Raw genomic sequence first — 12,428 nt, 5'->3', positions numbered from 1 at the left:
AATGGAAGATAAAATGATGATTATTGACCCACATGTGCACATGACGTCAAGAACAACAGATGATTATGAAGCAATGGCAGCGGCAGGAGTTGTGGCAGTTATAGAGCCATCGTTCTGGTTTGGTCAGCCTAGAACGCAAGTAGGTTCTTTTCAAGATTACTTTAGTAGTTTGGTAGGTTGGGAACCTTTTAGGGCTAGTCAATTCGGCATTAAGCACTACTGTACAATTGGTTTAAACTCTAAAGAAGCCAATAATGAAGCTTTGGCAGAACAAGTTATTGAATTGTTGCCTTTATATTTACATAAAGAGAACGTTGTAGCTATTGGTGAAATAGGTTATGATGATCAAACACCTGCTGAAGACAAATTTTTTAGAATGCAGCTTGATATGGCCAAGGAACTGGATATGACCGTACAAGTACATACACCACACCGAGATAAAAAAGCAGGAACCATTAAAAGCATGGAAGTGTGTTTGGAGCATGGTTTAAATCCTGCCAATGTAATTATTGACCACAATAATGAGGAAACCGTAAAAGAAGTTCTTGATCGTGGCTTTATTGCAGCTTTTACCATTTACCCAAAAACGAAGATGGGTAATGAACGTATGGTAGAGGTGGTTAAAAAATTCGGTAGTTCTAATATTATCGTTGATAGTTCTGCAGATTGGGGAGTTAGTGATCCATTAGCAGTGCCAAAGACCGCTTCTTTGATGTTAAAAAGAGGTATTTCAATGGAAGATGTTAGAAAGACCTGCTATCAAAACGCGTTAGATGCCTTTAGTAAGAACGGCAAAATGAAAGAAGCACACTGGTTACAACCAGATAGCATTAACCAATCGCAACTATTTAATGATAATAGTGTTTTAAGAGGTCAGAAACCAAGAATAGACGAAGACCAAATCACCTAAAATGAAAGAGAAATTAATGGGTTTTGTGCGTTTGGCAAGACCTGCAAATTTGCCAACTGCAGCAGCAGATATATTGGCGGGTATAACTATTGCTTTATACCTAAGAAATATTGAAGCACTCAATTTTTTGGCAGAGCAAAGCAATGATGTACTTTTATTGGTTTTTTCATCTATAGCCTTATATGCGGGCGGAGTTGTATTTAACGATGTTTTTGATGCAGAGTTAGACGCTATTGAAAGACCGGAAAGAGCCATACCAAGTGGATTAGTGCCAAAACGTGAAGCTGTGTATTTTGGAACCTTTTTAATGTTAATAGGAATTACTTTGGCATTCAAAAGTACTATATTGTCCGGGTTTATCTCTGTTGCCTTGACCATTGCCATTTTATCATATGATGGGTATTTTAAACAGTATGGTTTTGCAGGGCCTTTGAACATGGGTATTTGCAGAGGATTAAATCTTTTATTGGGGATGTCCATTTTGGGCATGCTTTCTCATTGGTACATTTCATTGGTACCTGTAGTTTACATCTTTGCCATAACATTGATCAGTAGGGGAGAAGTACATGGAAACAATAAAAAACATATTGTCTGGGCCGGTATTTTGTACGCAATAGTTATACTAGCTATTGCGTTAATTGTAATAGAAGAGAAAGACAATGCTGTAATATTAGCACCTTTCTTGATTTTATTCGGCTATTTGATATTTAAGCCTTTATTAAAAGCTTATAAAGAAAATTCACCTAAAAACATTAAGAACGCGGTAATGGGCGGTGTATTGTCGCTAGTGGTAATGAACGCTTGCTGGGTAGCCGGTTTTTCTAACTGGTACTTGGCATTAGCAGTTTTATTGCTATTACCACTATCAATGCTTCTGTCCAAATTATTTGCGGTAACATAAAATACATATGCAATTACAACCCATAAAACAGTCTTTTCAAGTACAATATGATTATCAATTGTATTTTACAACGGGACTATTTGCTTTAGAAAACCCATTGTTCGCAAACCTAATTGCGGACTATAAAGATTTTGAACCTGTTAAACTTTTATTTGTAGTGGATGATGGCGTTAAAAATCATCATCCTGCTTTAATAAATCAGATAGAAGCATATTGTCATAGATATGAGCAAAACATAAAGTTTACCAATACCTTAGTGTTGCCTGGTGGCGAGCAAGTAAAGAATAGTACTGCGGCTATAGATGCCGTGTTGCAAGGGGTAAATGATAATAAAATCTGTCGTCATTCTTTTGTTGTGGTGATAGGGGGTGGTGCTGTAATTGATATGGTTGGTTATGCAGCTGCAATTGCGCATAGAGGTGTAAAATTGATAAGAATACCCACTACGGTTTTATCTCAGAACGATTCTGCTGTTGGTGTTAAGAATAGTGTAAATGCTTTTAAGAAGAAGAATTTTCTGGGCACTTTTGCTCCACCATTTGCCATTATCAACGACAGTAATTTTTTGGAAACCCTAGAACAACGGGATTGGATTTCCGGGATATCCGAAGCAATAAAAGTTGCTTTAATAAAGGATAAGGCTTTCTTTAAATACATTTCGGAAAATGCCACGGCATTGAAAAATAGAGAAATGGAACCTATGCAATATGTAATATATAAGTGTGCAGAAATGCACATGGATCATATTGCCCAAGGTGGAGACCCATTTGAATCTGGGTCATCTAGACCTTTGGATTTTGGTCATTGGGCAGCACATAAAATGGAGTTCATGACCAATTATGAATTACGGCATGGAGAAGCTGTAGCAAAAGGGATTGCACTAGATGTCACTTATGCACAACTAACCGGCTTAATTTCAAAAGAAGACTTAGAGCATATTTTAGATGTAATGATTGCCATAGGATTTGATCTTTCTCTTCCGGTTGAAAGTCCTATTGAGATTCAATCTTTATTGGACGGTATAGAAGAATTTAGAGAGCATTTAGGAGGTAAGCTGACTATAACCCTAATTTCTGATTTAGGTGTAAAACATGATGTTCATACCATTGATATGGAGCTAATGGCACAGGCAATTTCAAAGTTGAATCATCAATTCGCATTAAATTAAGTAGCATGCAACTAAAAGAGAACCTTCATTTGACCTATTGTACAAATATTCATCCAGGTCAAGATTGGAAAAGTACTTTTGAGAGTATTAAAAAACATGTGCCTGGTATAAAACAGGAAGTTTCAGCAGAGCAACCTTTTGGTCTGGGGCTTCGCTTGTCTAATAAAGCAAGTGTTGAGCTTGATTTTGGTGATAATATGTCTGATTTTAAAAAGTGGTTAGATGATAATCATCTTTATGTATTTACCATGAACGGATTTCCTTATGGGAATTTCCATGATGAACGTGTAAAGGATATGGTACATGCTCCAGATTGGACTACAGATGATCGTTTAAACTATACAAAAAGATTATTTCGTCAATTATCAGAATTGATTCCGGCAGGAATGAATGGAGGAATATCAACATCGCCAGTTACTTATAAATATTGGCACAAGACAGAAGTTGAAACAAAAAAAGCTTTTGAAATAGGTGCTAAAAACATGCTTGCGGTTGCAAAACAATTGTTTGAAATACACCAAGCTACCAGTACTTATCTACATTTGGATATAGAGCCTGAACCAGACGGGTTGTTAGAAAATAGTGATGAGGTATTAGCGTTTTACTCGGCGTATTTAATGCCTTTAGGTATACCTTATTTTAAGCAAGAATTGGGTTTGAATTCAGATGATGCAGAAGCTTTAATTAAAAAATACATCACGGTTTGTTATGATGTTTGCCATTTTGCATTAGCTTATGAGGAACCAAAAGACACCTTTGCAAAGTTGAAATCAAACGATATTAGAGTCGGTAAAATTCAAGTAAGCGCTGCATTGAAAATTCTTTTTAATGGTGAAAATGATAAGCGTATTTGGAATCAACTTTCTCAATTTAATGAACCTACCTATTTACATCAGGTAACTGAAAAAATAGAAGAAAAAGTAAAGACCTATAGTGACTTACCGATGGTTTTAGAAGGGAGTAGAAATCACAAAGAATTGAGGGCGCATTTCCATGTTCCTATTTTTTTAGAAAAATATGGTGCGTTGTTTTCAACGCAAGACCATATTTTAAAGACAATAGATTATTTAAAAATGAACCAGGTATCAGAACATTTAGAAATAGAAACCTATACTTGGGATGTTCTTCCGGCAGAACTAAAACAAGATTTATCAATATCCATAATTCGAGAAATAGAGTGGTTTAAATCACACATGTAATATGAAGAAAACAGTTGTTATAAATGTAGTTGGATTAACGAAACGATTGATAGGTGAGCACACTCCGTTTATAAAATCATTTTTAGATAAAGGTCAAGCATCATACATAGCGCCTGTATTACCAGGTGTTACCTGTGCCGTGCAGTCTACCTATGTAACCGGTAAATGGCCATCAGAACATGGTATTGTTGGTAATGGCTGGTATTTTAAAGATGAATGCGAAATTAAATTCTGGAGACAGTCGAATAAACTGGTAGGGCAACCCAAAATTTGGGATGATATCAAAGAGCAACACCCTAATTTTACTTGTGCCAATCACTTTTGGTGGTACAACATGTATAGCAATGTTGACTATAGTCTAACACCAAGACCAAATTATTTAGCAGACGGGAGAAAAATTCCAGATGTGTATTCACATCCGGCACAGTTACGAGATGAAATGCAAACTGCTTTAGGAACATTTCCTTTGTTTGAGTTTTGGGGGCCGAAAACAACTATAAACTCCTCTAAATGGATTGCTGATGCTGCATTATTGACAGATAAAAAGCATAATCCAGATTTGACATTCATATACTTACCTCATTTAGATTATAATTTACAACGTTATGGTCTTGATTTTAAGGTTATTTCAAAAGATTTGAATGAAATAGATGCTGTAGTAAAACAGTTGGTACGACACTATGAAGCATTAGAAACCAGAGTAATATTACTTTCTGAATACGGAATTACAAATGTTAGCAGACCAGTTCATTTAAATAGAATATTACGAAAAGAAGGCTTTATTGCTGTACGTGAAGAAAGAGGATTAGAATTATTAGATGCTGGAGCCAGTGATGTGTTTGCCGTAGCTGACCATCAAATTGCACATGTATATTGCAAGAATACCCAAGATTTAGAACGTGTTGCTGCATTATTGAAAACTGTGGAAGGAGTTGAAAAAGTACTTTATGGCAATGATTTAAAAACATATCATATAGAACATGAACGTTGTGGTGATATAGTAGTGGTAGCTGATAAAGATTCTTGGTTTACGTATTATTTCTGGCTAGATGATGCAAAGGCGCCAGACTATGCAAGAATGGTAGATATTCATAAAAAACCAGGTTATGATCCGGTGGAAATGATGACGGACCCTAAAGATAAATTAGTAATGGCTAAAGTAGTTGGCAAGTTACTTAAGAAGAAAATGGGCTTTAGAACGGTCATGGATATTATACCGATCGATGCAACTTTGATTAAAGGATCACATGGTCGCTTAACAGAAGACGAAGAAGATTTTCCAATATTTATAAGTAACCATTTAAGTGGTGATAACAATCAGAGGATTAGTGCAGTACAAGTGCGTGATCTTATTGAAGATCACCTATTAAACTAAGTTTAAATGAATCTATTATTTAAGATATTAGGCTACGTTTTTGTGGTATTATTTAGTGTAGGTGCCGTTTTGCAATACAATGATCCAGACTCGTTACATTGGATTATTATCTACGGTATTGCAGCTTTAATCTCGCTATTGTTCGCATTAAACAAGATAGGATACATTGTGCCCTTGGTTTTAGGAGTACTTGCTTTTATGGGTTTCATTTATCTTTATCCTACCAATTTTCAAGGATTTGATTTAAATGATGGAGATATTGTTACCGTAGAATTGGGGAGAGAAGCTTTTGGACTTCTGATAATTTCACTGGTACTATTGGTATTTGCTTTTATAATTAAGAAAAAATTATAAGAATAGATCGAATTCCTGTCTTAATAAATCAATTACCGGATTCTTCTGTCTTAACTTTTCGTATTTCTCTTCGGGCGTAAATGCAAATTTTGTTGAAGTGGTTTCATTTACAGTAATAACCAAATGAACAAAGTGATTATTTAATTTTGCGCGTAAATATTCCATCAATTCAAACTGCTCACGCTCAATTTCCTTTTTCATGGTACCATTAGGAAGTTCTAGGTGAATAGCAAAGCCTTCTTTCAATTTTGGAATATCGGAATGCAGGTTAGATGCAAGAATCTTTTGACCTTTCTTGTCTATTATCTCTATAAAATCTGCCCAATGCTTGCGAAGTTCTTCTTCAGTAAAAGCATCTTTAGGTAGGTTGTTTTCATCAATAACAACCTCCACCTTGTTAAGCTCATGTTGTTTTTTAGCGTTTAAGCTAGAAATTGAAAGTCCTGAAACCCTTTTCTTTGGAAGATTAATAATGGGTTTTTTGACATCGGTAGTACTTTCTGCCGTCGGTGTTGCTTTCGTATTTTGTTGAGGTTCTTTAGGTGTTACTTGGGCTTCAGCGGTGGCTTGGCCCGGTTTAGGTGCTGATGGGGTTCCGGTAAACTTATTTGTAGCAATTGTTTCTTTTGAACCTTCTGATGGCGTACCAACTATTTGATTTTCGGTAACTGGTTTTACTACATTTTTTTTAGTTGGTACTTGATTGTAAAATGCGGAAGGAGCAATAAAATCAATAGTCTTATTGTTAAGAGCTACGGATTCAGGATTTTTTTTTTCTCCATCAAAATTGATAGAGGCAAGTTTCATAAGTGTAAGTTCAACGAGTAAGCGTTGATTTTTACTCGTTTTATATTTTAAATCGCAGTCATTTGAAATCTCTAAACCTTTCAGCAGAAAGGAGGGGGCTGTATTTTTACTTTGATCCCTATATAGTTGTTGTGCGGCTTCACCAACTTCTAGTAAGTTAATCGTATCAGGATGTTGACAAACCATTAAATCTCTAAAATGTGATGCTAGGCCAGCTATAAAGTGGTGACCGTCAAAACCAAGAGATAATGTCTTATTGAACAATATCAGTAATCCTGGGATATTGTGTTCTAAGATTAAATCTGTAGCCTCAAAATAAGTATCATAATCTAGAACATTTAAATTTTCCGTAACCGCTTTACGAGTAAGTTCTGAGCCAGAAAAACTAACGACTCTATCAAAAATAGATAAGGCGTCACGCATAGCGCCATCAGCCTTTTGTGCAATAATATGTAAAGCATCATCTTCAGCATTTACACCTTGGTTCTCGGCAATATATTTTAAATACTCCGCAGCATCTTTAACAGTAATTCTTTTAAAGTCAAAAATTTGACATCTAGAAAGAATCGTAGGTATGATTTTATGCTTCTCTGTTGTCGCTAATATAAAAATAGCATGCTTTGGTGGCTCTTCTAAAGTTTTAAGAAATGCATTGAAAGCAGACTGAGATAACATATGTACCTCATCAATGATATACACTTTGTATTTACCAACTTGTGGTGGTATACGTACTTGATCAATAAGATTACGGATATCATCTACTGAGTTGTTAGAAGCGGCATCTAATTCAAAGATATTAAAGGCAAAATCTTCATTTTCTTGTTCTGTACCATCAGAATTGATCTGTTTGGCCAAAATACGGGCACAGGTAGTTTTACCAACACCTCTTGGTCCGCAGAATAATAAAGCTTGTGCCAGGTGATTTTGGTCTATTGCATTTTGTAATGTGTTGGTAATAGATTGCTGACCCACAACATCTTTAAATGTCTGGGGTCTATACTTTCTAGCCGATACAATAAATGGTTCCAAAATTCTATCTATGATTAAACTTATTACAAATATAAATATAGCCTTTAATTCTAACGAGAATTAAGAAAAGAGATCATGCTTAGTTATCAACAATTACAGTACATTTGCGCTCAGCAGGCCACCTTATCGCTGCCAAGTAATTGGGAGAGGAAAGTCTGGACACCATAGTGCAGTATAGCGGGTAACGCCCGTCCACAGAAATGTGAGGACAAGTGCAACAGAAAGCAAGTACAGTTCGGCTGTAGTGAAACCAGGTAAACTCTATACGGTGAAACGTCATGTAAATCGGTGTTTGAGGGCTGCACGCCCAAATCGAAGGGTAGGCGGTTAGAGCCCTGGGGTAACCCATTGCCTAGATAAATGATAAGGAATTCTGATATTTTCGGAATACAGAATCCGGCTTATGGCCTGCTTTTTTACTGATATGACAAATTTAGGAGTTGCACATCAGTAATAAGTACATGCGTAATCAACGAGTTTTTGTATTTTAATAAATGAAGACTTTGTATTTAATAGTTACTTCTCAAAAAAGCTAAAGACACTCCCTCCGTATTTTCTAGAATTTTTATAGTATGGAAATTCGGCTAGGCTAGTATGGTTAGAATGTTCAATTATTAACACACCATCTTCCAATAGAAGGTCATTTTCAAAAACTAGTTCGGGCAATTTTTCAAAATCGGTTAGCTCCATATCATAGAAAGGATCTGCGAATATAATATCGAATTTCTCGGTATTTCTTTGAAGAAAGCTAAATACATCACTTTTTAACGAGCGTATGTTCATATCTAACAATTCTACGGTTTTGTCTATGAATTCTATACAGCCAGAATGGGCGTCTATAGCCAGAACATCAGCAACACCTCTAGAGGAGAATTCGTAGCTAATATTACCTGTGCCGGCAAAAAGATCAAGAACTTTTAAGTCTGGAAAATAGTAACTATTGTTCAAAATATTGAACAAACTCTCTTTGGCCATGTCTTTGGTAGGCCTTACAGGTAGTTTTTTAGGAGCCATTAAGTGACGTCCTTTGTGTTTTCCTGATATGATGCGCATTATATTGTATTAATAAGGGTGAAATCTATAGAACCTGTTGAAGGTTCTCCAAGTTTGGATAATTGAGCGGTAGACGTTTCAAAAATACTAATGTTCTGAATGTAATTATAGCACAGCTGAAAAATTTCGTCGTCCTCTTCAATATCTCCAAATAGTTTTACAACTACAATCTTAGGGTCTAGTTCTAATTGCTCAATTACAAAAAGAAGGTAGTAGGTAAAATCTTCTTTTGTTTGATATTTAAAACTATTATAAAGCAGTAGTTTACGTTGGTTTAGGACAGTAATATCTAACTGTTCTTTGTTGACATGTACAAAGCAGGTAATCTCTTGATTTTGAGTTTGGTTGTTCAGTAAAGACTGCAGTAATACTGTACCATTGTGCATAAAATCGAATTCGCCAAAAAGATCGTAGATGTAATTGTTAATGTTTACGTAAGGTACGTAGACATTGACTAAATCATGGTTTTCTACTTCGTCATAAGCAATAACATCATTCGCTAATACCTTGGTATTGAATTTAAGATACTCATTTAAATGATCAGGGTTGAATAATGACTTTGGTACAAGCCCGAAAAGGGTATTTCTGTGAACGGCTACGACTTCATCAAATGGCATGTTCTCTATATCATGCTTTTGAAAAAGCTTCTCCAATTCATCTTTAGCGGCCATTGGGTTTTTTTCATCGGAAAAGTTGACCCTATCAGAAATCAACAATTTTTGTGAGACAGTATCTGCCACACAAAAAGAAAGTCCATTCAAGCTAACCTGAATGGACAATTTCTTAAAATTTTTATCCGCTATATTTAAGCTATTATTTTTTAACTTTTTTGTCATATATAGGAGGCCAGTTACCGCTTGTGCTAACTTCGTCTAAAGAACCTACGTAAATTGATGGTCCATTTACTTCTTCTACACTTAAAGCTGCTTTTTCACGAGATAATAAATCTTTAGGTTGATCATAAAGAACAACTTCTTTATCAACTTTTGCTTCAAAAACAGGGGCTTTGTATCCGCTCTTTTCTACAAATCCAGCTTTCATGGTAAATTTCTCACCGTTTGCAGCTGTAGGTACATCCATTAAGCTTTTGTATCTGTTATCTGCTTTAAAAAGTGAATCTTTAACAGAAACAGTTCCCAAGGTATCAATAATTTTAAATTCTTTCAACATATCAATACCATATGCTTTATCAAACTCCATGAAAGAAGAATCTCTCTGTTGGGTAATCACATATTTACCAGTATCAATAAAACGAATTAGACTATTAAAGTCATTCGCATATTTGCCATTAACTGTTTTGTAAGCTTCTTGAGCGTTTTTAATGTCTTTTAATTTGGCGACAACTTGCGAATAACGCTCTTCTTTTACTTCTTTAAATTTGATTGGTCCAGTTATGGAGTTGTAAATAAAGTATCCTAAAGCGATACATCCAATCCAAAGTACAATTTGTATAATGGTCTTCATTTCGTATGTGTTATTTTTATTTAGTGGTCTTCACAAATCTACAATTTTTTTTTAATCGTAAAAGTTTTTAGGCTAAAAATCATCTTTATCTTTGAAGGCACATGAAAGCAACAACACCCGCATCATTCTATAGTATACTAGAAACTAAATTTCCTCATACACCAACTGTCACGCAATCAGTGGCTTTGCAGAAGTTAGCAGAGTTTACACTGTCAGCGGTCAAGGATGAAGTTTTTTTGTTAAAAGGTTACGCAGGTACAGGTAAAACTACTTTAATCGGCACTTTAGTTAACAGTTTATGGAAGGTTCAGAAGAAAGCTGTGCTTATGGCACCTACAGGTAGGGCGGCAAAAGTGATGTCTAATTATTCAAAAACGCAGGCGTTTACCATTCATAGAAAGATATATTTTCCAAAGAAACAAAGTGGGGGTGGAGTACAGTTTGTAATGGCCCCTAATAAACATAGAGATACCTTATTTATAGTAGATGAAGCATCTATGATACCGGATACGGCTGCCGATTCTAAACTATTTGAGAACGGTTCTTTATTAGATGATTTAATGATGTTCGTGTATTCTGGTCACAAGTGTAAATTATTATTAATAGGGGATACCGCACAATTGCCACCTGTTCATTTGGTGTTGAGTCCAGCATTAGATGGCGATAAACTATCCTTGAATTATAATAAAGAAGTGGTTCATCTAGAGTTGAATGAAGTAGTAAGGCAAGCTGGTGATTCTGGAATATTGGCAAATGCTACCTTATTAAGAGAGCAATTGCAAAGTGATTTCTTTGAAGATTTTAAATTTGATGTAGATCCCTTTACCGATATAGTACGATTAATTGATGGTAATGAAATACAAGAAGCCATTGATAGTTCGTATTCAGAAAACGGGAAAGAGGAAACGGCATTTATTGTACGTTCCAATAAACGTGCAAATCTTTACAATCAGAATATAAGAGAACGTATACTGTTTTTAGAGAACGATATTGCCGTTGGCGATTTTATGATGGTAGTTAAGAATAACTACTATTGGTTAAAGCCAAGCACAGAAGCGGGGTTTATTGCAAACGGAGATATTATTGAGATTCTGGAAATATTCGATATTAAGGAAATCTACACTTTTAAGTTTGCAGAGGTAAAAGTTAAAATGGTAGATTACCCTAACATGGCTCCGTTTGAAACAGTATTGTTGTTAGATACCATTACCGCAGAATCTCCTTCCTTATCTTATGAAGATGGTAATAGGCTGTACCAAGAAGTAATGAAAGATTTTGCCCATGAGAGTTCTAAATACAAGAAGTTTTTGGGGGTTAAGAATAACAAGTATTTTAATGGTTTACAGGTAAAATTCTCGTATGCCATAACCTGTCATAAATCTCAGGGGGGACAATGGAACACCGTTTTTATAGAACAGCCTTATTTGCCAAATGGTATAGATAAAGAATACTTGCGTTGGTTGTATACTGCAGTTACTAGGGCAAAGAGTAAATTGTATCTCATTGGTTTTAAGGACGATTTTTTTCTTGATTAAGAAAACGTTATTTTAGTAATTAATGATGCCTAAAAAAAATATTTCCCCAATAACAAATAGCATATGACAACAGATACGGTTTTAAGTATATTTTTAGGGATAGGGTTGGCCGCATCTGTTGGGTTTAGGGTATTTCTACCATTGTTTGCCTTGAGTTTGGCTTCCTATTTTGGCGTATGGGAGTTAAATGATCATTGGCAGTGGATAGGAAGTCTGGTAGCTGTACTAACTTTAGGAATAGCTACATTGTTAGAGATATTCGCCTATTTTATCCCTTGGTTTGATAATTTGTTAGATAGTATAGCAGTACCTTTAGCAGCAATAGCAGGTACTGCGGTAATGGTTTCAACAGTAGCGGATTTAGACCCTGTAATTACTTGGTCATTGGCAATAATTGCCGGTGGAGGAACTGCAACGGCTATAAAAGGAGCTGGTGCAACAGGTAGATTGGCATCTACCGCCACAACAGGTGGCTTGGCTAACCCGGTGATAACAACGGTAGAAACCGCTACCGCAGTAGTAGTGTCGGTCGCCTCAATATTTGCACCTATCTTAGCAGCGGTTTTGGTGATTATCATCTTGGTGATCGTTTTTAGGATATATAGAAGCTTAAGACCAAAGGCAAAAACATAA

12 protein-coding genes and 1 other RNA gene are annotated in these 12,428 nt (G+C 35.6%); 9 read left to right on the top strand and 4 right to left on the bottom strand.

Translation table 11 applies throughout. From position 1 onward, the window contains the following. The first annotated feature begins 1 nt into the window (after window position 1). Genes BW936_RS13850 through BW936_RS13825 form a run of 6 tightly spaced genes read left to right on the top strand, consistent with a single transcriptional unit; the run spans window position 2 to window position 5,907 of the window. Window positions 2-910, top strand: coding sequence for a TatD family hydrolase (locus BW936_RS13850; RefSeq protein WP_076549084.1), 909 nt, complete (start codon window positions 2-4; stop codon window positions 908-910). 1 nt (window position 911) lies between these two features. After that, window positions 912-1,811 (top strand): UbiA-like protein EboC, encoded by a 900-nt coding sequence (gene eboC, locus BW936_RS13845; RefSeq protein ID WP_084182091.1) that lies wholly within the window; start codon window positions 912-914, stop codon window positions 1,809-1,811. 7 nt (window positions 1,812-1,818) lie between these two features. Then, window positions 1,819-2,979: a 3-dehydroquinate synthase gene (locus tag BW936_RS13840; protein ID WP_076549082.1), complete on the top strand. Its 1,161-nt coding sequence runs from the start codon at window positions 1,819-1,821 to the stop codon at window positions 2,977-2,979. Between the two features lie 5 nt (window positions 2,980-2,984). Beyond that, window positions 2,985-4,178 (top strand): metabolite traffic protein EboE, encoded by a 1,194-nt coding sequence (gene eboE / locus BW936_RS13835; protein ID WP_076549081.1) that lies wholly within the window; start codon window positions 2,985-2,987, stop codon window positions 4,176-4,178. Between the two features lies 1 nt (window position 4,179). Beyond that, window positions 4,180-5,553 (top strand): alkaline phosphatase family protein, encoded by a 1,374-nt coding sequence (locus BW936_RS13830; RefSeq protein WP_076549079.1) that lies wholly within the window; start codon window positions 4,180-4,182, stop codon window positions 5,551-5,553. Between the two features lie 6 nt (window positions 5,554-5,559). Then, window positions 5,560-5,907, top strand: coding sequence for a transmembrane 220 family protein (locus BW936_RS13825; RefSeq protein WP_076549076.1), 348 nt, complete (start codon window positions 5,560-5,562; stop codon window positions 5,905-5,907). On the opposite strand, the gene BW936_RS13820 is transcribed toward BW936_RS13825, so the two are convergent. Next, window positions 5,902-7,743, bottom strand: a complete 1,842-nt coding sequence (locus tag BW936_RS13820; RefSeq protein WP_076549073.1) for a DNA polymerase III subunit gamma/tau — start codon at window positions 7,741-7,743, stop codon at window positions 5,902-5,904. The genes BW936_RS13825 and BW936_RS13820 overlap by 6 nt on opposite strands. A 110-nt stretch (window positions 7,744-7,853) precedes the next feature. On the opposite strand from BW936_RS13820, the gene rnpB reads away from it, so the two are divergent. Next, window positions 7,854-8,162, top strand: an RNA gene (gene rnpB / locus BW936_RS13815) — RNase P RNA component class A. Between the two features lie 97 nt (window positions 8,163-8,259). Here the strand turns inward: rnpB and BW936_RS13810 are convergent. Genes BW936_RS13810 through BW936_RS13800 form a run of 3 tightly spaced genes read right to left on the bottom strand, consistent with a single transcriptional unit; the run spans window position 8,260 to window position 10,260 of the window. Further along, the gene (locus BW936_RS13810) at window positions 8,260-8,796 is read right to left on the bottom strand and encodes an RsmD family RNA methyltransferase (protein WP_076549070.1); all 537 of its coding nucleotides are present in this window, start codon (window positions 8,794-8,796) and stop codon (window positions 8,260-8,262) included. Further along, window positions 8,796-9,632 (bottom strand): DUF3822 family protein, encoded by an 837-nt coding sequence (locus BW936_RS13805; RefSeq protein ID WP_076549067.1) that lies wholly within the window; start codon window positions 9,630-9,632, stop codon window positions 8,796-8,798. The genes BW936_RS13810 and BW936_RS13805 overlap by 1 nt, the downstream gene beginning before the upstream one ends. Further along, window positions 9,610-10,260, bottom strand: a complete 651-nt coding sequence (locus tag BW936_RS13800) for a hypothetical protein (RefSeq protein WP_076549064.1) — start codon at window positions 10,258-10,260, stop codon at window positions 9,610-9,612. The genes BW936_RS13805 and BW936_RS13800 overlap by 23 nt, the downstream gene beginning before the upstream one ends. Window positions 10,261-10,361: 101 nt before the next feature. On the opposite strand from BW936_RS13800, the gene BW936_RS13795 reads away from it, so the two are divergent. Further along, window positions 10,362-11,795, top strand: a complete 1,434-nt coding sequence (locus tag BW936_RS13795; RefSeq protein ID WP_076549062.1) for an ATP-dependent DNA helicase — start codon at window positions 10,362-10,364, stop codon at window positions 11,793-11,795. Between the two features lie 63 nt (window positions 11,796-11,858). Continuing rightward, window positions 11,859-12,428 (top strand): DUF4126 domain-containing protein, encoded by a 570-nt coding sequence (locus tag BW936_RS13790; RefSeq protein ID WP_076549059.1) that lies wholly within the window; start codon window positions 11,859-11,861, stop codon window positions 12,426-12,428.

This window comes from Maribacter ulvicola, from assembly GCF_900155985.1.
Classification (GTDB): Bacteria; Bacteroidota; Bacteroidia; order Flavobacteriales; family Flavobacteriaceae; genus Maribacter; species Maribacter ulvicola.
This window is presented reverse-complemented; position numbering and strand designations above follow the sequence as displayed.